General features: G+C 67.1%; 18 protein-coding genes. 14 read left to right on the top strand and 4 right to left on the bottom strand.

Annotated features, from left to right (window positions below):
- Positions 1 to 89 precede the first annotated feature (89 nt).
- Together RIF23_RS06005 and mdh are read left to right on the top strand one after the other, a co-directional pair.
- Entirely contained in the window at positions 90 to 1,313 is a 1,224-nt protein-coding gene (locus RIF23_RS06005) for an NADP-dependent isocitrate dehydrogenase (RefSeq protein ID WP_310911388.1), read from the top strand.
- Between the two features lie 132 nt (positions 1,314 to 1,445).
- Positions 1,446 to 2,402, top strand: coding sequence for a malate dehydrogenase (gene mdh, locus RIF23_RS06000; protein WP_310911387.1), 957 nt, complete (start codon positions 1,446 to 1,448; stop codon positions 2,400 to 2,402).
- 255 nt (positions 2,403 to 2,657) lie between these two features.
- On the opposite strand, the gene RIF23_RS05995 is transcribed toward mdh, so the two are convergent.
- Both RIF23_RS05995 and RIF23_RS05990 read right to left on the bottom strand, forming a co-directional pair.
- The gene (locus RIF23_RS05995; protein ID WP_310911385.1) at positions 2,658 to 3,302 is read right to left on the bottom strand and encodes a response regulator transcription factor; all 645 of its coding nucleotides are present in this window, start codon (positions 3,300 to 3,302) and stop codon (positions 2,658 to 2,660) included.
- A complete protein-coding gene (locus RIF23_RS05990; RefSeq protein ID WP_310911384.1) occupies positions 3,299 to 4,405 on the bottom strand; it encodes a sensor histidine kinase in 1,107 nt (368 codons plus the stop codon). Before RIF23_RS05990 ends, RIF23_RS05995 begins: the two co-directional genes overlap by 4 nt.
- A 111-nt stretch (positions 4,406 to 4,516) precedes the next feature.
- Between RIF23_RS05990 and RIF23_RS05985 the strand changes: the two genes are divergently transcribed.
- Genes RIF23_RS05985 through RIF23_RS05975 form a run of 3 tightly spaced genes read left to right on the top strand, consistent with a single transcriptional unit; the run spans position 4,517 to position 6,629 of the window.
- Positions 4,517 to 5,260 carry an ABC transporter ATP-binding protein gene (locus RIF23_RS05985; RefSeq protein WP_310911383.1) on the top strand — a complete coding sequence of 248 codons (744 nt, stop codon included), beginning with the start codon at positions 4,517 to 4,519 and terminating at the stop codon, positions 5,258 to 5,260.
- Positions 5,257 to 6,036: an ABC transporter permease gene (locus RIF23_RS05980; RefSeq protein ID WP_310911382.1), complete on the top strand. Its 780-nt coding sequence runs from the start codon at positions 5,257 to 5,259 to the stop codon at positions 6,034 to 6,036. Before RIF23_RS05985 ends, RIF23_RS05980 begins: the two co-directional genes overlap by 4 nt.
- Positions 6,033 to 6,629 (top strand): DUF998 domain-containing protein, encoded by a 597-nt coding sequence (locus RIF23_RS05975; RefSeq protein ID WP_310911381.1) that lies wholly within the window; start codon positions 6,033 to 6,035, stop codon positions 6,627 to 6,629. The genes RIF23_RS05980 and RIF23_RS05975 overlap by 4 nt, the downstream gene beginning before the upstream one ends.
- A 364-nt stretch (positions 6,630 to 6,993) precedes the next feature.
- On the opposite strand, the gene RIF23_RS05970 is transcribed toward RIF23_RS05975, so the two are convergent.
- Complete coding sequence (locus RIF23_RS05970) at positions 6,994 to 7,176, bottom strand: DUF397 domain-containing protein (RefSeq protein WP_310911380.1); 183 nt, start codon at positions 7,174 to 7,176, stop codon at positions 6,994 to 6,996.
- Positions 7,177 to 7,200: 24 nt separating this feature from the next.
- On the bottom strand, positions 7,201 to 8,052 hold the full coding sequence (locus tag RIF23_RS05965; protein WP_310911379.1) for a helix-turn-helix domain-containing protein: 852 nt from the start codon (positions 8,050 to 8,052) through the stop codon (positions 7,201 to 7,203).
- 492 nt (positions 8,053 to 8,544) lie between these two features.
- Between RIF23_RS05965 and RIF23_RS05960 the strand changes: the two genes are divergently transcribed.
- The 9 genes from RIF23_RS05960 (at position 8,545) to RIF23_RS05920 (ending at position 21,786) form a co-directional block, all read left to right on the top strand.
- Complete coding sequence (locus RIF23_RS05960) at positions 8,545 to 8,769, top strand: hypothetical protein (protein WP_310911378.1); 225 nt, start codon at positions 8,545 to 8,547, stop codon at positions 8,767 to 8,769.
- Positions 8,766 to 9,575: an ATP-binding protein gene (locus RIF23_RS05955; RefSeq protein WP_310911377.1), complete on the top strand. Its 810-nt coding sequence runs from the start codon at positions 8,766 to 8,768 to the stop codon at positions 9,573 to 9,575. Before RIF23_RS05960 ends, RIF23_RS05955 begins: the two co-directional genes overlap by 4 nt.
- A 722-nt stretch (positions 9,576 to 10,297) precedes the next feature.
- The gene (locus tag RIF23_RS05950; protein WP_310911376.1) at positions 10,298 to 11,335 is read left to right on the top strand and encodes a glycosyltransferase family protein; all 1,038 of its coding nucleotides are present in this window, start codon (positions 10,298 to 10,300) and stop codon (positions 11,333 to 11,335) included.
- A gap of 13 nt (positions 11,336 to 11,348) precedes the next feature.
- Positions 11,349 to 12,497: a cupin domain-containing protein gene (locus tag RIF23_RS05945; protein ID WP_310911375.1), complete on the top strand. Its 1,149-nt coding sequence runs from the start codon at positions 11,349 to 11,351 to the stop codon at positions 12,495 to 12,497.
- Positions 12,494 to 13,948, top strand: coding sequence for a hypothetical protein (locus RIF23_RS05940; protein WP_310911374.1), 1,455 nt, complete (start codon positions 12,494 to 12,496; stop codon positions 13,946 to 13,948). The genes RIF23_RS05945 and RIF23_RS05940 overlap by 4 nt, the downstream gene beginning before the upstream one ends.
- Positions 13,948 to 14,679 (top strand): class I SAM-dependent methyltransferase, encoded by a 732-nt coding sequence (locus RIF23_RS05935; RefSeq protein WP_310911373.1) that lies wholly within the window; start codon positions 13,948 to 13,950, stop codon positions 14,677 to 14,679. The genes RIF23_RS05940 and RIF23_RS05935 overlap by 1 nt, the downstream gene beginning before the upstream one ends.
- Positions 14,676 to 15,467, top strand: a complete 792-nt coding sequence (locus RIF23_RS05930; RefSeq protein ID WP_310911372.1) for an SDR family oxidoreductase — start codon at positions 14,676 to 14,678, stop codon at positions 15,465 to 15,467. The genes RIF23_RS05935 and RIF23_RS05930 overlap by 4 nt, the downstream gene beginning before the upstream one ends.
- A 197-nt stretch (positions 15,468 to 15,664) precedes the next feature.
- Positions 15,665 to 18,643: a glycine--tRNA ligase gene (locus RIF23_RS05925; protein ID WP_310911533.1), complete on the top strand. Its 2,979-nt coding sequence runs from the start codon at positions 15,665 to 15,667 to the stop codon at positions 18,641 to 18,643.
- Positions 18,644 to 19,359: 716 nt separating this feature from the next.
- Entirely contained in the window at positions 19,360 to 21,786 is a 2,427-nt protein-coding gene (locus RIF23_RS05920) for a M14 family metallopeptidase (protein WP_310911371.1), read from the top strand.
- The last annotated feature ends 65 nt before the right edge of the window (positions 21,787 to 21,851 follow it).

Below are 21,851 nucleotides of genomic sequence, written 5' to 3'. Positions count from 1 at the left end.
CTGTGCCCACGTCCACGAGACCTGGGGCACGACCCGCGTCGGTTGGGGGCGTCACGCACCACCGGACACGAAGGGACAGCCACACAGCCATGACCAAGATCAAGGTAGCCAATCCGGTAGTGGAGCTCGACGGCGATGAGATGACCCGGATCATCTGGTCCTTCATCAAGGACCGGTTGATCCTGCCGTACCTGGACATCGACCTTCGCTACTACGACCTCGGCATCGAGGAGCGAGACCGCACCGACGACCAGATCACCGTGGACGCGGCCAACGCGATCCGCGAGCATGGGGTCGGTGTCAAGTGCGCGACCATCACTCCGGACGAGGCCCGGGTCGAGGAGTTCGGGCTCAAGCGGATGTGGCGCTCGCCCAACGGAACCATCCGCAACATCCTCGGCGGGGTGGTTTTCCGGGAGCCGATCATCTGCTCGAACGTGCCGCGCGTGGTTCCGGGATGGACCAAGCCGATCATCATCGGCCGGCACGCCCACGCGGACCAGTACAAGGCCCAGGACTTCAAGGTTCCCGGTCCGGGCACGGTGACCATCACCTACACCCCCGACGACGGCGGGGAGCCCATGGAGATGGAGGTGGCGCGTTTCCCTGAGGATGGGGGCGTCGCCATGGGGATGTACAACTTCAAGAACTCCATCGCCGACTTCGCGCGAGCCAGCTTCAACTACGGGCTGGACCGCGGTTACCCGGTGTACATGTCCACGAAGAACACGATCCTGAAGTCCTACGACGGCATGTTCAAGGACGTGTTCGAGGAGATCTACGAGAGCGAGTTCAAGGAGCGCTTCGAGGCCGCGGGACTCACCTACGAGCACCGGCTGATCGACGACATGGTGGCCGCGTCCCTGAAGTGGGAGGGCGGTTACGTCTGGGCCTGCAAGAACTACGACGGGGACGTGCAGTCCGACACGGTTGCGCAGGGCTTCGGCTCGCTGGGCCTGATGACCTCGGTGCTGAAGACCGCTGACGGGCGCACGGTCGAGGCTGAGGCCGCGCACGGCACCGTCACGCGTCACTACCGGCAGCACCAGCAGGGCCAGCCGACCTCCACCAACCCCATCGCCTCCATCTTCGCCTGGACCCGGGGACTGGAGCACCGCGGCAAGCTGGACAACACCCCTGAGGTCGTGGACTTCGCCCAGACCCTGGAGCGGGTCGTGGTCTCCAGTGTGGAGAACGGGCAGATGACCAAGGACCTCGCGCTTCTCGTCGGTGGCGACCAGAAGTGGTTGACCACCCAGGAGTTCCTCGCCGTGCTGGACGAGAACCTCCAGAAGGCGAAGGCGTCGGCCTGAGGCCGGACACGGGGCCGGCCTACGTGCCGGCCCCGCCGGTCCGTTCCGGCGGGCCGGTGGCCGGCCCGTGGCCGCAACACCCACGAACAATGGGGCACCACGCCCCCGATCCCGGTAGGACAAGGAGGCCCGATGGCTCGCAACGGCAAGGTGACGGTGGTAGGCGCCGGCTTCTACGGCTCCACGACAGCACAGCGGCTCGCCGAGTACGACATCTTCGAGGAGGTCGTACTCACCGACATCATCGAGGGCAAGCCCGCGGGCCTGGCACTGGACATGAACCAGTCGCGGCCCATCGAGGGCTTCGAGACGAAGGTCACGGGGGTTACCACCACCGCCGAGGGTGACGGCTACGAGGCTACCGCCGGTTCCGACATCGTCGTCATCACCGCAGGCATGCCCCGCAAGCCCGGTATGAGCCGTATGGACCTGCTCGAGGTCAACGCCAAGATCGTGCGTGGGGTCTCCGAGAACGTCGCCAAGCATTCCCCGAACGCGGTCATCCTGGTGGTGTCCAACCCGCTGGACGAGATGACCGCGCTCGCCCAGATCGCCTCCCAGTTCCCACACAGCCGGGTGATCGGGCAGGCCGGGGTGTTGGACACCGCCCGGTTCACCAACAACGTCGCCGAGGCCGCCGGGGTCGACGTGGCCCGCGTGCGCACGCTCACCCTGGGCTCGCACGGCGACACCATGGTGCCGGTGCCCTCCCAGTCCTCCGTGGACGGAACCCCGCTCAGTGAGGCCTTCTCCGCCGACAAGGTCGAGGAGCTGGTGGAGCGCACCCGTAAGGGCGGAGCCGAGGTCGTGGAGCTGCTGAAGACCGGCTCGGCCTACTACGCCCCCTCGGCTGCCGTGGCCCGCATGGCCAAGGCCGTGCACGAGGATTCGGGCGCGGTATTCCCCGTGTGCGCGTGGGTGGACGGCCAGTTCGGCATCTCCGGGGTCTACCTCGGGGTGCAGGCCAAGCTCGGCAAGGGCGGCATCACCGAGATCGTGGAAACGCCCCTGACCGACCAGGAGCTTTCTGGCCTCAAGGAGGCCGCCGAAGCCGTGCGCGCCAAGCAGGCCGACGTGCAGGGCATGTAGCACCGGCCGCAGGACCGGTCGCGGACCAACGGCCGGGGTCGGGCACGGCAGGGTTCCCCCGTGCGCGACCCCGGCCGTGTGCGTGGGGGCCGCCAGACACGGGCCGGTAGCCGCTCACCTCCACCCGCTTCAGGGGGGCATTGCGGTGGCTCTGGCGCCTCGGGGCGCCCCCACACACGATGGGATGGGGAAAAGGCCGATGGGGGAGGCCCGCCCACCGCTGGGGGGATCCCGGGGCGTACCGCAGCGGCGTTCTCAGCGCAGGATGCCGTCGTGGAGGGCCCGCAACACCGCGTTCGTACGGTCCCGGGCGCAGAGCTTGACGAGAATCGTGGACACGTGGTTTTTGACCGTGCCCTCCGCCAGATACAGCACCTCGGAAATCTCCCGGTTGTTGTATCCCTCGGCCACCAGCCGCAGCACCTCAACCTCCCGCTCGGTGAGTTCCTGCACCGGCGGGGCGTCGGCCCCGACCGGACTGGCCCCACTCTGCACGGCCCGTACCAGCCGGTCGGTGATGGAGGGCGCGATCATGGTGCCACCGCCGGCGAGCGTCTCGACGGCTCGGGTGAGCTGGTCGAGCGTGACATCCTTCAGCAGGTAGCCGCGCGCCCCCGCCCGAAGGGCCTCCAGGACCAGCGTGTCGTCGTCGAAGGTGGTGAGGACGAGCACCGGAACGTCCATGCCCCGGTCGCGGAGCTGCTCCAGGGCCCAGATACCGTCGTGGCCCGGCATGCGCAGGTCCAACAGGACCACGTCCGGTTCCACCTCGGTGATGGTGTCGAGGGCGGCGGCACCGTCGTCGGCCTCGCCCACCACGTCGATCCCCGCGACGTCCAACAACCCCCGGATGCCCTGACGTACCAGCGTCTGGTCGTCGACCACCACAACCCGGGTCATCGGACCGGCACCCGGGCACTCACCCGAAACCCCGAAGTGCCGTCACAGTCCACCCGGCCACCGAGGGCGTCGAACCGTTCCGCCAAGCCACGAAGACCGTTCCCGGGAGTCACCCCGGGCGCCCCCTTGCCGTCGTCGACAGCGGTGAGGTGGATCGCCTCGTCGTCCTGCGTGACGTCGATCCACAGTTCCCGCGCCTCGGCGTGCTTCAGCGTGTTCGTGACGACCTCCTGGGTAGCGCGGATCAGGGCCGCGGTCTGCTCCTCGTCTGCGCGCACGTTTTCGGCAACCTCGATTCCGATGTCCAGTCCGGGCACGTCCCGACCCACGTTCCGCAGCGCCGTGGCTAGGTCCGTCGACGACTCCGTGCGCAGAGTACTCACCGTGGAACGTACGTCCGCCAGCAGTCCCCGGGCCACGTCGTTGGCGCGCTCGATATGGGCCTGGACAGCTTCCCCCTGCCGGTGCCGGGCCGCCTCCAGCTCCAGGGTGAGCACGGTGAGCTGGTGCCCGATGAGGTCGTGCAGCTCCCGTGAGATGCGTAGGCGCTCGGCCGTGCGGGTGGACTCCTCCAGCAGCGCGCCCGTGGCCTGGAGCTCCACGTGGGCCTCGGTGAGCTCCGCACGCATGCGCTGTTCCCGCAGCAGTGCCGTGACGCTCAACAACGCGGCCAGCTGGATCATGGTGTAGAAGCCGACACTCAACAGGACATCGGCGGTGTCCCGCCCACTCAGGACCCAGGCGACGGTGATGACACCGCTGTTCAGCGCCACCACGAGCAGGTTCGCCCGTAACCCCAGTACGTAACATCCGAAGGCGGCGATGACGACCAGCAGGATCGCCAGCATCCCCGGGTTGGGAACGGTCAGCAGGACACACCAGCTGAGCACAACCGCCGCCGCGTAGGTCACGGACTGCACCCGGGGATGGTCGACGTTGATCGCGGTGCCCACCACGGCCCCGAGGGTCGCCGCGTACACCAACAGCCAGGCGACGAGGGGGATGTGGGGATCGATCGGGCCGAGTGCGACGGGCGCGCCGATGCCGACGCACACCGCAAGCATCGCGACCCCCGACCACTCCTCCGGAGTGAAACGACGCATGGCACAAGCTTAGAGCCTGCCGTGGGCTGACCCAGGTGCCGAAAGTCATGGTGGTCATTGCTGACCTTCGGCACAGGCGCCCCTGCCGGCCCTCGGCCTAGCTTTGAGCCCATGAACGAACCAGCCATCCACGCCGAACACCTCCAGAAGCGCTACGGGGACACCCTCGCGGTCGCGGACGTCAGCCTGCGGGTCGAGCCCGGGGAGGTTCTGGGCATCCTCGGCACGAACGGCGCCGGAAAAACCACCACTGTCGAAATGATCGCCGGGCTGCGCACGCCCGACTCCGGCCAGGTCACCGTGTTCGGGTTGGATCCCCGCCGGGATCGTGCGGCACTGCGTCAGGTCCTCGGGGTGCAGCTACAGAAGGCACAACTCCACGACACACTGACCGTCGTGGAACTGGTGAATCTCTACCGCAGCTTCTACCCCGACCCCCGCCCCACCGACGAACTGTTGGACCTGGTGGAGCTCGGTTCGCAGCGCCGCACCCGTTTCGACAAGCTCTCCGGGGGCCAACAGCAGCGGCTGTCCATCGCGCTCGCGCTCGCCGGGCGGCCCCGGGTGGTGATTCTCGACGAGCTCACCACCGGCCTGGACCCCCGGGCGCGCCGACGGATGTGGACATCGATCGAAAGCCTCACCGAAGAGACGGTTGTGCTGGTCAGCCATGCCATGGACGAGGTGGAACGCCTCTGTGACCGGGTCGCTGTCATCGATGCGGGGCGTGTCGTGGCCCTCGACACCTGCGCCGGGATCATCCGCCGGGCCGGAACCGCCGGTCTCGAAGACGCATTCGTGGCACTGACCGGCAAGGAACTCGAGCACGAGAACGACGAGGAGAACGCAGCGTGACCACCTCCACCACCACCCTTCCCGCCCGTCGCCCTGGGATCGGCTCGTGGCTCATGCTGATCCGCTGTGAGGCGAAGATGGTCGCCCGGGACACCGCCGGGCTCGTCGTTCCGATTGGGCTGCCGCTGCTGATCCTCGTCATGAACGCCTCCATGGCCGCCGACGAGGAGGTGGTGGCGGGGCGTTCGGCCCTGGACATCTATGTGCTGCCCATCGTGTTCACGATCGTGATCGCCACGATCGGCGTCATCAACATGCCAAGTTTCCTCGCGACGTATCGCAAGACCGGGGTCCTGCGTCGGCTCGCGGTCACCCCTGCCCATCCCGCGATGGTGCTGATCGCCCAGGTCGTGGTGAGCCTGCTCCAGGCGATCGTGGGCATCACCTTGGCTTTCGGGGTGGCCCTCGTTTTCTTTGACGCCACACTGCCGATGCATGCCGGTGCCGCGCTGGGTGTGGTCGCGTTGACGATCGCCGCGATGTACGCCCTGGGGATGGTTGTGGCCGCGGTGGCGCCGACCCCCAACGCGGCGCTCGCGTTCGGCCTGGTGGGGTTCTTCGCGCTGGGGGCCCTCGGCGGGATGTTCGGGGGGCAAGATTCGCTCCCGGACACGCTGGCCCGCCTCGGAGAGTGGCTGCCGTTCGGGGCCGCGGTGGACGCCCTGTCCCATGCGTGGATGGGGGAGTCGGTGGACGCGTCCAACATCCTGGTCCTGATCGCGTTCACGGTGGTCGGCGGGCTGGTGGCAGCCCTGTTCTTCCGGTGGGACCGGTGACGGTCCTCGCCACAGTCGGCGCCCTCGCCGCGTTGGGATTCCTGGCCGTGTTCACCCTGGACGGGTGGACACGGCCAGGTTTCGTGGTCGGTCGCCATCCCGTCAGCGCGCTTGCCCTGGGGCCACGGGGCTGGGTTCAGACGGCGAACTTCTGGCAGTGTGGCATCGGCATGGTGGTGGGGGCGGCCGGTCTCGCAGCACAGCACCACTGGCTCGCCTCGATGGTCGGGGTGGTGGGTCTGGCGCTGGTGGCCTCGGGAATCTGGCGGATGGATCCGATGCGGGGCTACCCACCTGGTACGCCGGATACGACCCCCGAGGGTTTCTCGCGGCGGCACCAGTGGCACGACCGGGCCGGGGCCGTGGTGTTCGCGGGGGTGCCCGGTGCGGCCCTGGTCGCGGCCCTGGGGGATCTCGAGTCCTGGCTGCGTTGGTATTCGGCGGCGACCGCTGTTGGCACCGCAGTGCTGGTGTGGGTGTTCGCCGCGGCCTGGGAACGGGATGCGCCCGGGGCTGGGTTGTGGCAGCGGCTGGCGCTTCTGGCCGGGTGGATCTGGCTGGCGGTCCTGTTCGTGAGCGTGCCCGGAGCGTAGCCACGGCCCCGGCCGAGTGATCCGCGGCGCTCGGCGGCCACCATCACTTGAAGCACCCGCACATTCAACGACTGGGGAACACGAGCCGAGAGCCTTGGCGGCACCTGTCGCACGCGCCGTGCTGGGCGCCGGCGGCGTCGGGCGTGGGGGGTGCGGTGGTCGTGGGGCGCAGTCCCGCTGCGGAGGGGAGTGCGCTTCTTTACACGGCGCCCGACGCGTGCCGTCCATTTTGGTTGCTGGGGCTGCTGCGTAGACCTTGGTCGTGGTGCTCGGTAGGATCGTTGATGTACCACTCTTTGGAGTGGCTAGGTACGCGTAAGCTCCCCACCGAACCGAGTATGGTGGGGAGCTTCGTGTTTCGTTGCTACAGGCTGTCGGTTCGTGCGGCGTGCACGAATGCTTGCCACTCGTGTGGGGGAAACTCCAGGTGGCCGGCCTCACGGTTCTTCGTGTCGCGTACTGCTGCCCCCTGGGGCTGGTGGGCTACTTCCACGCAGTCCTGGCGGTTTCCGCTGTAGGACGACGTGTGGAACTCCAGGTCAGTCATCGGTACCACTCGTTCTTTCGGAGACTAGGTAAGGTCTCGCATCACTTGGCGGATGGACTCTACCGAGCGAGCCGCTGTCAAAGCGGCGCCTTGGACGTTCGCCCAGACGTCGTTGTAGCTCGCCAGCTCGGCAGGCTCTTCCACTACCAGGCTAGATGTCACGGTTTCGGTGAACGCTACCGGGATGTCGGCCGGGTTGGGGAAGTCGAGGATGGTGAACGAGCCGTTCGATGCCTGGTGTTCTCCGCTGTCGAAGGGCAGGACTCGCAGATCGATGTTGTGACGGGTTGCCATGTTGCAGAGGTGCTCCAGCTGTTCCAGGAGCACGTTTCGCCCGCCGATCTGGCGGCGGATCGCTCCTTCGTCCAGGATCGCGGAAAAGCGGGGTGGGCGTACTCCGTGGAGGATCTGCTGTCGTTCGATTCGGCCTTTGACGTGGCGAGTAACAACCGAGTCGTCGTGTGCGTCGCCGGCGCGGAACACAGCCTCGATGTAGTCGGGCGTCTGTAGTAGGCCTGGGACGAGCTGTGCCTGCCAGCAACGGATGCCGGACGCCTCGGCTTCCCAGTCCGGGAGCGCGCGCTCTCCGAAGATGTCGCGGTACTTCCACCACCAGCCGCGTTCTTTCGATTCCCGGGCGAGGCGCAACATCGCTTCGCGGGTGTCTTGGTCGGTGATGGCGTAGAGGTCCATAGCGGCGGTGAGGTCAGCAGTCTTCACGCCCTGTTGAGCACCTTCGATCTTCGTGAGCTTCGAGTGGGGCCACTCAAGGTTGCGTGCCGCCTGCGCGCCGGTCAGGCCGGCGGCTTCTCTGGCCTTGCGGAGTTCGGCGGCGAGTCGGCGGCGGCGCACGGAGGGACTGTAGGAGCGCTGCATACGCCCACTCTAGCCGGCTTCTGGTCCACAAGTTTCGCATACCCGCTTGAAAAATCGAAGTTTTCTATAGAGTATGGCAAGTGCCTAGCCATTTCGCTGGAACGTCCAGCGTTTGCGAAACTTGGAGTGGTGCTGGTGAGACTCCCGAAACTTCGGTTGCGGCGCGGTGTGGTTGCGCTGCTGCGCATGTTGGCGGCGCCTGAACGAAGCTCGCCCTGGCGGGCAAACACGCTCCCCGGCGTGGAGTCTGTTGCGGTGGGGGGTAATTCGCGCCGGTGGGTCCGGCGGCGCGGGCGTGGGGCTGTGCGGGTACGGCCGTACGTTCGCTTGCGTGAAGAGCAGCGGCTGTGGGCGGATCAGGAGCCGTCTGGGTGTGTCGGCAGGGGTGAGCCTCCGTGTGCTCCGGTGGTGATCTGGCAGTGTCCGGTGGCGGAGTGTTTGTGGTCCTCGGTACATCCGATTGAGCATCCCTGTCCGTTTCCGCTGGTGTGCGTGCCCGCCGGTGATGTCGAGGAGGACCCGTGGCCGGGGAATGCGGTTGGGTCGTCGGTGGATCGGCTTCGGCCAGATTCCCCACCGGTCGCGGTGTTGGAACAGGTGCTCGCGGGCCTGCGGGGGCTGGATTCCGGGCGTGGCCAGCAGCCGGAGGCCCAGCAGCCAGCAGGGGTACTGCGCGGGGATGTGCCTCGGGAGTCGGTGGGGGTGGTGGCCCCATGACCGGCAATCCGGAGCCCCCGCCGGGGTTGGGTTTTGTTGAGACGCATCGACCCCACCGCGCCGTCCAGGCTTTGGAGAAGGCGCCGGAGGATCTGGAGCGGGTGCATGCGAGTGATGCGGGCCGGGATCTGTGGAACACCGGCGGGTGTTCCTGGCCGGGGCTCCTGCTCGAACTGGGTGCGGATCAGGTGGGTGGTCTGGGTGAGCAGCTTCGTGCCGCGGCGACTGGTAGGCCGCTCGTGCGGCCCACGCGGGTCCGCCCGCCGGGGGGGGTGGGCATGATGTGTGAGGTGTTCATCCACGTGCTGCCCTCCCAGACGGCGAGCGCGGGCTGGGCGCGGGCCTGGGCCACAGACCTGCTGCGACCTCGGGTGAGCGATACCGAGGCGATTGAGGCCACGTTGTTGGTGATCAGCGAGCTGGTCACCAACGCCCTGCGCCACAGCGGCCTCACTTTCGAGGTTGCTCCCACCACCGGCGCGGTGACAGGGGTGGTGCGGCTGCGGGTGTTTGTGGCCGCGCGGCGGATCCGTGTGGATGTCACCAATCCCGCCGTGGCTCTCGGTTCCTCCTCGGAAAAGGTGGGTGAGGAGGCTGTCGCTGGGTCGGTGCCGGTGGTGTGCCGGCCAACCGCCGATGCCGAGCACGGTCGCGGGTTGGCGATCACCCAGGAGTTGTGTGAGCGGCTGTTCTGGCGTCGTGCACCCGAGGGGTACACAGTCACCGCCCAGCTCACCCACACCCCTGCCCAGAACCCAACCCCGATGGCAATACACCAGGAAGCCCTGCTGCTCCGCGTGCCCTAAGCACTCTAAGCATGACTTCAGGGATGGCGAAGCGCACTCGGCGCGCCCGCCAGGCGTACGGAGCAGGACACGCCATCCCCGTAAACCACGTTTCCTGGCTCTCCTCTCCACTCTGTTGCGCACCCTTGCCCTGCCGGTCCGAGCGGGCCTTGAGCCCTTGACCACACGCCCGACTCGTACAGGAACCCGCCCTGATGCAGCTACTCACTCGCGCGGAGATGGTCACAAAGTTATGCGTGGCTCCGCGGACGGGCCGCATGGGCGCCTGGACAGCTATCCCGCCACCACTCGGCGCTGCCCGGTCACCGAGAGTTCGATACAAGCCAACCGGAACGGGTGGGGCAAACTGCTCTGTGGCCCTTCTTCGGAAGAATTTCAGATCGTTGCGTCTGCTTTCTCTTTCATTGTAGTTCAAGTTGTTTGAGAGGAATTTCTTATAGCAGAATTTGCGGGCAGCGTCGCTCGATGTTGGTGGAGATCAGGGTGGATGCATCCTATTTTGCACGTTACTGCTGATGGCTGGGTCGAGTATCCGCGGATGAGATCCACGGAGCCATATGGAGGAGTTTTGTGATCTTGGAGTGAGGGGATTTATAGGCACAATGGTTACCTGTGGAACCGGCCATGCCGACGGACGATGGGTCTCCGGTTGGGGCGATGGACGTCCGTCCCCACCGAAGACGTTATTGCAGATTCCGGAGTCGTGTGTATGGAATGACTACGTGAGGTTTGTCGAGGAGTGTATTGCTCGTCTTGGCTATCGAGTCATGCGCCCGGGATTATGTCGAGACGAACCCGGATTCGTATTCCCCGATGCTCTGGACGTGTTGTCACCGTGCCCTGATGTGGTGCACCTCCATTGGCCGGAAAAACTCGGCCGGGGGGTGGGTTTCTCCCGAGCTGTTGAGGTCTTGACAGGCCTGGTTGATGCTGGAGCGCGTCTGGTGCAGACCGTGCACAATCTTGCGCCTCACGAAGGCGCGGATGCCGAAGACGTTCGTGAGTTCCTGTGGGCTGTGGACCGCCTGACCTCAGGGGTGCACTTCTTCTCGGCCGAGCATGAGCAGTTGGCCCGCGAGGAACGGCCGCACCTGCCGGATCTGGCCCTGCATTGCGCGCACCCGCGCTATCCCGATCTCGCCGGGGCGCCTGCCGCCCCACCAGCGAATGACCAAAGCATTGGGTGTTTCGGTCGGTTGCGCGCCTATAAGCGTACGGGCGCGTTCGCCGCAGCGTTTCACCGCTACGCCGGGGCCGAGCAGCGGTTGGTGGTGGCGGGCTATCCGGACGAGGCGAGGATCCACCAAGATCTCCGGGAGCTCGCACGGGCCGATGACCGTATCTCTTACCGGCCGGGTTTTCACTCCGTCGATGACCTGGTGGCGATGATGCGCGAGGTCGGGTGGGTGGCGTTGCCCTATCGGCGGATTTGGTCGAGCGGGATTCTGGTGCTGGCTGTGCAGTTGGGGCGTTCGGTGCTGTCGTCTCGGCCGGTGGGGATGGACGCCTACGGGGCTGCGGCGCGGTCCTGGCTGGTCACCGAGCCCTGGGACGACGCAGGTGCCATCCAAACCTGGCGTGCGATGGCGGAGGAGCGACGAGCGGAGGCGGTGTCGACGCCGACGCCGACGCCGACACCGACGCCGACACCGACGCCGACACCGACGCAGTGTGCGTTGCCCACATGGTCGCAGGCCGCCCAGGACATGACCGCCTTCTATGACCGTGTTTGTTCGATACCAAGACCCACTGCTCCCTGAGGAGGTTCCCCTCGTGTCCCCGCGCGACCTGCGCCCGTTGAAAGGCCGTCTTGAGCACGGAGAGCCATTCGATTTCGGTAGTCATGCCAACGACTTCTTAGTCAGGCGTGAGGAAGCGCGTGGCACGGAGGTGTTCGTCGTCCGGGTTCCGGGACGTGGCGCGGTACCGCCGCACGTGCACACGGACATGGAGCAGACGTTCGTGTTCACCTCCGGGGCTGCGACCGCGGTCCTGGCCCGCGAAGACGAACGGGTGGAGTTTGCCTGCCGGCCCGGCGACGTGGTGTTCGTCCCCATCGGCTGGCGGCATTCCGTGGCCGCGAGCAGTCTGGAGGAAGTCACCTACATCACGGTCAACGCCTTTGTCGACGGGGTGGAACGCGAGGGCGACACCGCGATCGAGCATGCCCAGAGGGCCGAGGACGGATTTCGTGAGCGTGGTGTGGAACGGTTTTTGGATGAGCCGGCACTGGCCAACGTGGACCTGCATCGCACGGTGGAGACGGCGTTTCGTCTGACGCCAGGACAGGTGTGGGGCCAGGATTTCTCCGCTTTCGACGCGACCTTGCGCACCGATCCCAGCGCCTACCGCGTGAACCGGGTGGGCCCGTTTGAGTTCGTCGAACGGGTGGAGGCCAGTGCACGCGTCTTCACGCGCGAACTCGGTGACCTGGTGGCCTCGGTCTCAGTGTTGCCGGTCTTCGTCGAAGGGTCGCAGTCGCCGCTGTCGGTCAAGCACCCTTATGCCCACTCCGACATCGATCTGTTGGTAGCGGTCTCCTCGGCTGAGGAGATCCCGACCGCGCACAAGGTGCTCGACCAGCTCCGCCAGCTCCAGGGCCACTTCGCCGCATCGCTGGCCCCCGGTATCGTCCACCGGGACTGGTTGGGCCTGCCTGCGTTGTACTCAGCGGTCGAGCTGGGCCCGGATGTCCGGGATCGCCAGTGGTGGCAGGCATCTGCCGAGGACCGGTTGGCCGAGGCTCACCGGCGTATTCAGGCCGGTCTGGAACTGGCCGCCGACACCGAGCGGATGCGGCGCCTGTTCGAGGAGTCGCTGTCCTGGGCGCGTGGCGCGGACTTCGATGTCTCGGCAGTGACGGAATGGCGCCTCACGCCCCGCTGGTGGGGTTATGACGTCGCCTACCGGGGGCCCGAATGAGCGTGGCCAGCAGCACTACACGCGAGGCCGTGGTGGATTGGCTCGCCGAACGCTCCCAGGGTTGGCTCGCGCCGCTTGCGGGGGACCAGTCCCTGGACGAGGCGCTGGCCCAGCGGAGTCCGCGCTGGCGTTCCCCGCCCGAGCGCTCCGGTAGGGCCGGTGGCGCGATCCTGTACCCGCTCGTCTATACCGATACGCCCCGGGTCACCGCACAGCAGTTCTGCGAGATCACCGACGCCGCCTGCGAGGCCCAGCGCGCTGGCACGGACGTGGTCCTGGCCGGAATCCCCACCGGCCGCGCGCGGTTGACCAACGACGCCGGGGATCGGGCGTGCCTGGGCCGGATCGTCCAGGCGTGGGAGCACCGCGGATACGCTGTCGAGGCGGCGGATGCCGTACACACTCTGCCTGCGGTGGCTACGCCCCTGGTGGAGCGGGCCCGGCGCAGCGCGTTCAGGCGCCGTGCGCTGGACCTGGCCGACCTGCTGGTCGCGGCCGCCGCCGATGCCGTGGGCGCGCGGCGGGTGTACTTGGGGGCCCATGTCCAGGCCCGGCGGAACCTTGGCGACTTGGAAAGCGTGGCCCCGCTGTGTCGGCTGTATGGGTCCGAGCCGCTTACCGATCCGCCAGCTCATGCCAAGCTGCGCCCGGCCGGCTCTGATGCGCTGTGGTTTCTGGCCTTCACCCTGGGTCTGGTGGGGGCCGAACGCATCAGTTCCGCGCGCCAGGAGGTCTGCCAGCAGGTTAGGGAAGCGGTGGCCGGGGTGTGGAACGACCTGCGCGCCCAGAGCCTCACCGCCCACCAGGCGATGGCACGCCCGGCGGAAAGTCTCGAACTGCGCCTGACCCGGCTGGGCGGCCAGCCCGCGGCGGGCGCGGAAGCGCCCGTGGTGGTGCCCTTGTTCGGCGCCCCCACGCTCGGAGCCAGTACTCGGCATTTTCTCACCGCGGTCACCACCGTTATTCCCGCCGAACGGGTGACGCTGTGCGTGGACGATCTCACCCCGCGCTTCCTCTACCGCGACCCCGGCGATATCGGCGCAACCTACCGGTCGCTGGCCGCCGACCTCGGGTGTGGCCTGCGACTGCTGAGCGAGCTGGATCCCGACGACCTGCGTGAGCGGCTCGCCACCATCCTGGCCCGGCTCTCAGCAGACGACCTCGCCCGCGTGGTGCCCCGCGGCACACTCGCGCGGTTGCGGGGAGGACCTACCGGCTACGACGCCATCCACCTGGCGGTCATCGCCGCCTGCCTACAGACTGGCCCCCAGCCCGGTCTGATCGCGACCAAGAGCGCCAACCTGGCCGCGCTGCACCGCCTGGCCCACGTCACCACGGCCACCGGGGCCCTCGTATGCACCGGGCACGACCACGCCTCCCCAGGCGACACCCCGCGCCTCGTGGTGGAGGATGCCGCCCTACTGCCGACCCTGCGTTTCACGGACTCCTGATGACTCCGCCCTCTCCCGACCAGATCATGGCGGCAGCCCTGCGCGGCGATGCTCCAGGACAGGCGTTGCTGAGCGAACGCGCCGACGGCCACATCAGCACCGCCGATCTGGCCTGGTGGCTTCGCGACCCCCAGGCCGAGCCTCCGGTGGATCTGGCCGCACTGGACCTCATCGACGACGGCCACAGCCTGGACGTAGGATGCGCGACCGGGCGGCATCTGGACACGATCCGGCAACGCGGCCTGACCGGCGAGGGCATCGACACCTGCGCCCACGCCATCGCCCTGGCCCGCGCGAACGGCCATACCTGCCACCACGCCGACATCTGGCACTACCAGCCCGCACGCCCGTACGACACCGTCCTCGCGCTCGGCGGCAACCTCGGTATCGCCGGTTACCTCGCCCGACTGGGACCCTTCCTGGGCCGCATGTGCGATCTGCTCACCCCTACCGGGAGCCTGATCGTAACCAGCGTGGACTGGCGGCACACCACACAGACCAACCCGCACCACGCCGCGCATGCCGCGCGGAAACGCGCCGCTGGCCGCTACCCCGGTGAGGTCGAACTCCGCCTGCGCTTGGGCGAACAGGCCAGCTCCTGGTTCCCCTGGGTGTGGATCGACCCCGACACCCTTACCGAGACCGCCGCGCGCCTTGGGCTCTACCCGGCAACAACGCTGTCCTGGGGCCCCAAGTACGCCCTCCAACTACGCAGAAAGACACCGCGATGACCCACCGGATCATCACCGGCGCCCGCGGGCTCGTGGGCCAAGCACTCACCCACCACCTCACCGAGGAGCCCGGCACGCTGCTGGCAATCGACACCACGCGCGACGAGGCAGCGAGCACCACCGCAGGCGAGATCCACCAGGCCGACTGCCGCAGCGCGGACTTCGGCGACCTCGTCGCTGACTTCCTGCGCGGCGCCAGCCGCGTCGAGCTGTTCCATACCGCGGGCTTCGTTCCTGAGCCGACCCACATCGCCGACATCGACACCGACGCCTTCCGCGCCCTCGTCGACGACAATCTCACCGTTGCCTACGCCGCCCTGCGCACCACCGCACGTATCGCCGCGGAGAACGAAGTTCCCGGTGCACTGACCGTACTGGGATCGGTCGGCGCTATTCGGGCCCACCGCTACAAGGCCGCCTACGACGCCGCCAAGGCCGGTGTTGCGTCCCTGGTACGTTCCTTCGCTTTGGAGTACGGGCCCTACGGTATCTCCAGCCGCCTGGTCGCTATCGGCCCCATCGCCGAATCCGCCAGCACGGCCCAGGACGGGGCCTATGCCGAGCCGCTGGTGCGGCTGGTTCCCCTCCATCGCTACGCCCGTGTAGCCGAGATCGCCGCTGCCGTGGCCGCGTTCGGCTCCGCCGCCTTCGACATGACCAATGGCCACACCTTGACCCTCGACGGCGGGCTCTCCCAACAACTCCGCCCCCTGGACATCGAACGCCCACCCGGATGCCTCGACTGCAAGCCGACGGCACCATGCGGCCGCCCCCACGGGTTCGACTGAGTGGGAGACCAGGGCTTGGATACATGACTAGACTGCGTCTAGGTCAAGGTTGTGCAGCGCTGCTCAAGTTTGCACGCGGGCCTACCTTTCCTAGCTCCTATTCCGCCGCTAGCTGAGTAGCGATGCAGGAACCGTGCAGCGCTACTCAGATGGATACCAGTTTTCACGTTAGTGTGTGGGGTCGTGCCGTGTTGACGATGCAGGAAGCCCTGATCCGGTTGTCCCAGTACTGGGCCGATCATGGCTGCGCGGTGATGCAGCCGATGAATACCGAGGTCGGGGCGGGTACCCTCAACCCGGCCACTGCGCTGCGCGTGCTCGGGCCTGAGCCCTGGCGGGTGGGCTATGTCGAGCCCAGTGTGCGCCCCGATGATTCGCGTTACGGCGATAATCCCAACCGGCTTCAGACCCACACCCAGTACCAGGTCATCCTCAAACCCGAGCCGGCCAAGGCCCAGGAGTTGTATTTGGGCAGCTTGCAGGCACTGGGTATCGACACCGCCGCACACGACGTGCGTTTCGTTGAGGACAACTGGGCCTCCCCGGCGCTGGGTGCCTGGGGGCTGGGCTGGGAGGTCTGGCTGGACGGGCTGGAGATCACCCAGTTCACCTACTTCCAGCAATCCGGCGGCCTCACTCTGGACCCCGTGTCTGTGGAGATCACCTACGGCATGGAGCGCATCATTATGGCGCTACAGGGGGTGAGCCACTTCAAGGACATCACCTACACCCCCGACTTCTCCTACGGTGAGCTGTTCGGCCAGGTCGAGTACGAGATGAGCCGTTACTACCTCGACGATGCCGACATCGCGACCACCCGCACCTTGTTCGACTCCTACGAGGCCGAGGCACGCCGGCTGATTGACGCCCGACTGCCCGTCCCTGCCCACAGCCAAGTCCTCAAGTGTTCCCAGGCCTTCAACGTGCTGGATGCACGCGGCGCGATCGGTACCACCGAACGAGCCCGGGCCTTCGCCCGTATGCGAAACCTCGCGCACGAAGTGGCCAAACTATGGGTGGAACGCCGTGAGGAGAACGGATTCCCACTCGGGGTGGCCTCCACTCAGCAGGCGGAACCGGCCCAGTCCATGGACTTTCCCGAGATCGCGGGGCCCGCGACCCTGGTCCTGGAGATCGGAGTGGAGGAGATGCCTCCCAGTGAGGTGGAGCGACTTCCCGAGGCCCTGCGGCAGGCGCTGCGCGAACGCTTGGCCCAGACCCGCCTCGGCCACGGAGACATTACCGCGTACGCCGCCCCGCGGCGGCTGATCGCCCGCATTGAGCAGGTGCAGCCCCGTGAGGAGGACTATGAGCACACCGTCCGAGGCCCTCGCCTCGCGGCTGCCTACGATGCCGAAAACAATCCCACCAAGGCTGCACTGGGGTTCGCTCGTGGTCAAGGAGTTGAGGTCAGCGATCTGGAGCAGATCACGGTCAGTGGGGGAGAGTACGTGGGCCTCGTCCGTCAGGTGCACGGACGGCAGGCCGCCGAAGTGCTGGCTGAAGTGCTCGGCGAAGCAATCTCGGGCCTGCGCGGTGAAAAGAACATGCGCTGGAGTGCGCCCGGGCTGTCGTTCACTCGTCCGATTCGCTGGATCCTCGCCCTACTCGGCGAACAGGTAGTCCCGTTTAGCGTCTCCACCCTGACGAGTGACAGAACGACACAACTCCATCGCTTCGCCAGCCCATCTAGCACCACCGTGGTCGATGCCGATTCCCTGCTGAGTACGCTGGCTGGACACGGAATCGTCGCCGACGCCACCGAGCGCCGCGAACGGATCCTCAACGCCGCCACCACGTTGGCCGGCGAGGTTGGGGGAGTCATCGATGTTGACGGTGACCACGGCACTGTGGGCGAGATCGTGCACCTGGTCGAGGAACCGGTAGCCATCCGCGGCTCCTTCGACGAGAGCTATCTGAAGCTACCCGCAGACATCCTCACCACCGTGATGCGTAAGCACCAGCGCTACCTCCCGGTGCGTGACCAACAGGGCAATCTCCTGCCCACCTTCATCACCATCGCCAACGGCGCCTGCGATCTTGACCAAGTACGCGCCGGCAACGAGGCGGTGCTCCGCGCTCGCTACGACGACGCCGCCTTCTTCTACCACAACGACCTGCGGACACCACCCGACCAGATCAAGCACGGGTTGGAGAAGCTCACCTTCGAACAGCGCCTGGGCTCCATGGCCGATCGCGCCCAGCGCATCGCCGCTATCGCCACCGATCTCACCGGCCACCTCGACCTCACCGCCGAGGAGAAGACCACCGTGACGCGGGCAGGAGCGTTGGCCAAGTTCGACCTCGCCTCAGATATGGTCATCGAACTTTCCAGTCTGGCCGGGATCATGGCGCGCGAGTATGCCCGCCAGGCGGGTGAAGACCCGTCGGTGGCCCAAGCGCTGTTCGAGATGGAACAGCCTCGGTGGGCCACCGACGCCTATCCCGAATCTCTACCGGGCGCAGTGCTGGCCCTCGCCGATCGGCTCGACCTGCTCACTGGGCTGTTCGCAATCGGATCTGGTCCCACTGGTAGCTCTGATCCGTTTGGGCTCCGGCGCGCGGCACTGGGCCTGACCGGAATCCTCCGCACCCAGCCCCGGCTCGCCCCGCTTAGTGTGTCCCAGCTGTTGACTGTCGCCGCCGCTCATCAGCCAGTGCACGGTGCGGTGGAGGCAGTGCCCGAGGCCGAGCAGTTCATCACCCGCCGCTTCGAGCAGTATCTCATCGACGCCGGCCACGCCGTGGACGTCGTACGCGCCGTGTTGCTGCACGCCGATACTCCGGCCCGCGCGGAGCAGGATGCCACCGATTTGTCCCAGCTCAAAAGCGAATCGGATTTCCGAGAGCTGGCCGCCGCACTACAGCGCGTGCAGCGGATCCTGCCAGACGGACAGTCGTCCACGTATGACCCCGCCCTGTTCACCGAACCGGCCGAACAGGCCCTGCACGAGGCACTCACCGCGACCGCCGGGAAGCTGCGGGAGCACACTGTGAACCTGCGGGAGTTCACCCCCATTGCCAGAACGCTTATCGCGCCGATTAACGAGTTCTTCGACAGCGTGATGGTCATGACCAAGGACCCTGAGGTCCAGGCCAACCGGCTCGGGCTGCTCGCACAAGTCAACGCCTGCACCGCACCCGCGCTCGCCTGGCCGGAACTCGTGTGGTCTTGACCGGTCGGTGTATGGCAGACGACTCAACGTGTGGCTATGAGCGCCCGGTGCCATTGCCATAGTGCGCAGAGCAACGTCGAATGTGACAACAACGGTGCACAACTCCTTGGCGTGGGCCGCGCACCCCGACGGCGTCGGCGCGCATCGGTCACTGTGGGGATCAACGAGGTGGCTCTGGCACTTCGGGGGCACCCCCAATTCATGGGGGCACGGCAAAGCCGATGAGGGGGCTAACCGGATGATGGGGCGGGGCGGCGGGCCGAACCCGGCGTCAAGGCCGCGATAGGCCCTACGACGTCGAGGTTCGTTTGGGGAGGGGCCTATCCCCGGCCGCCGGCCCCCGGCCCCGGACGGACATCGTGGAGCGCCGGGCACCGCTGCCGGGGGAGGTCCGGACGAGGCCAGCGGGGCTCGGCGCATCTCGGGCATTGACTCCAGGCCGCACAAGTGTAAATATCCGACAAATTGCGCGAATACCGCGTGCCGGGCGGGTTCAGTGTGCGCAGCGATAGTCCCCCCATCTCGGTCCCGACGATCCCCCCTCCACCCACCCCCTCGAGTCTTCCGCCGTCCAGTTCGGGGAGTTGCCGCGTGCCTGCGCTGGCTCCGGCGCGCTTCGTCGCACCGGCCTGCCCAGGAGGCATTCCGGTGCCTGGAGACCTTTCGGCCGGCGCCACCGCAGACCGCGGGCGCCCCGATCTAGGAGACGGCCAGCCATGCGCACTCCACACCCCCACGACCGGCGAGAACACCCACGCACGCGAACCGCCCGCTCCGTCACCCTGTCAACCACCGCCGCCGCGGCCGCACTCCTGGTGGCCATGGCCATGCCCCTCCCGGCACACGCGGACCCGGAGGCCCCCGAGCTGGAGGAGGCCAGCATTGTTGAGGTGCCCCTGGCGGGGGTTACCGAGCTGGACGACCTGGTGGACTTCGGCGCCGACATCGCCGCACTGGACCACTCCGAAGCCGGCTTCACCGCCTCGGTCGTCCTGCGTCCCGGCCAGGACGAGGAGCTCGCCAGCTCCGGATTCGAACTGGGCGACATCATCTACACCGAGTCCGACGCCGAGGATCGCCTGGCCGAACGCGAGGCCACCATTGCCGAACACGAGGCGGAGAACACCGCTCTCCAGGAGGAGGCCACACCCCTCGACGACACAGAAACCGACACAGACACAGTGACGGTCGTCCGTGCGGACTACTTCGAGAGCGCCGAGGGCGAGTACCTCTCCGTCGAGGCCAAAACCAGCGACGGCCAGGACGAGAACTTCGAACTGACTGTGGAGCGCGACGACGGCAGTACCCAGACCCTCACCCGGTTCTTCGACGCGGGCGTGTACATGTACCACCGCGGGGCGGCCCCCGTGGACGAACGTCCGGACAGCATCACCGTCACCAGCCCCAACGGCGGTAGTGACACCAGCGAGGTTGACGAGTGGCTTCCCGAGGAGCCGGACGAGAACCCGCCTCCGTTCACGGATTTCGTCACCTCCTACCTCACCCCCGGGGAGCTGGACGAGCGTATCGAACAGCTCGCTGACGAGTTCCCGGAGCTCGCCGAGATCGTGGAGCTCCCCCATCAGACGAACGGCTACCGGCGCCACGCCCAGGCGCTCTTCCCCGAGGGGCACAGCAGCGGATCCGGCAACGACAGTGCCTTCACCGTCCAATCCCGGGACTGGGGACACGAGGGCGGAAACGACATCACGATCGAACTGGTTGACCCCGGCACCGCCAACGCGGAACTCGACGTCACCACCATCGGATCCGGGATCCGGGTCCATCTCGGGACCGACGCCGACGGCGAGCCGACCAGCACCGCCGCGGACGTCGTGACCGCACTCAACAACCACGCCGGCCACCTGGTGCATGCCTTCACGTTCCGGGGAAGCGACGGTGACGGCGTCGTCGAGCCCGCCGAGCAAACCCGGCTCGACGACGGGCTCAGCGCCCCGGACAGCGTGCCCCGAGACCCACAGACCGTACAGATGCTCCGGATCGGCGCCGAACGCACCGGTGACCAGATGGGGGTGTTGGCCTACTCCCAGGAGCACGCCCGGGAGTGGCAGACACCCCTCGTGGCCATCGAGACCGCGGAGCGGCTACTGCGCAACTACGCGGTACACGAACCCACCCGACAGCTCGTTGACAACCTCGACATCTTCATCGTGCCCTCGGTCAACCCCGACGGCACCCACTACTCCTTCCACGACTTCGCCATGCAACGGCGCAACATGACCAACCACTGCCCCGAGCAGACCTCGGATCCGTTGCTGCGCGACCACTGGGGCGTGGATCTCAACCGCAACCACGACTCGCACACCCTGTGGGACGGCTATGCCGGCGCCTCCACCTCCTGTCTCAGCGACTCCTTCGCCGGGCCGGAGCCGCAGAGTGAACCGGAGGCCCAGAATGTGGCCTGGATCGCCGACGAGTACCCCAACATCGAGTTCGCGATGAACATCCACTCCTGGGGTGACTACTTCATGTGGGCGCCCGGAAGCTATATCGCCGATGGGCGCGTGCCCGCCCCACGCCCCGAGATTGACGAGGAGGCCTTTTTCTGGGGCGCCTCCGAACACATTCTCGGCGCCATCCAGAACCAGCGGGGAACCGTGGTTCCGCCCGCCCGCACCGGCCCGATCATCGACGTTCTGTACTCGGCGGCCGGGAACTCCGGGGACTACTTCTGGTACGAGCACGACATCTACGCCTGGGCCTTCGAGCTGGGCACCGAGGGTTTCCAGCCGGAATGGCCCGAGGCACACCAACAGGCCATGGAGTACTCCAACGGCCTCTACGCCATGCTGGAGGTGGCCGACGAACTGGACCGGAACAATGTGGCCCCCCGCTCGCACCTCGACCCGGGCACCGGCAGCTACGACGGGCCGGTAGAGGTCAGTTTCGAGACCACCGAACCGGCGGCGATCTTCTACACCCTCGACGGGTCCCGCCCCGACTTCGATTCCACCCGCCTCCAGAGCGCCGGCGTGCGCGAGGGTGCGGAAACACTCCGGATCGAGGACACGACCACCATCAACTGGTTCGCCGTGGACGCGGCCGGAAACATTGAACGGCACTACGAGCCGGGCGGAACCGACCGCAACTACCGCTCGGCCACCATAACCATCGAGGACTGATCTCGGCGTCCCCGGCCGGGACGGGCACCGACCAGGACCGTTCCGGCCGGCGGCGGCCGCCGGCC

This window comes from Lipingzhangella rawalii, assembly GCF_031628175.1.
Lineage (GTDB): Bacteria > Actinomycetota > Actinomycetes > Streptosporangiales > Streptosporangiaceae > Lipingzhangella_A > Lipingzhangella_A rawalii.
The sequence above is the reverse complement of the archived record's forward strand: the minus strand, read 5'-3'. Positions and strand labels throughout refer to the sequence as shown.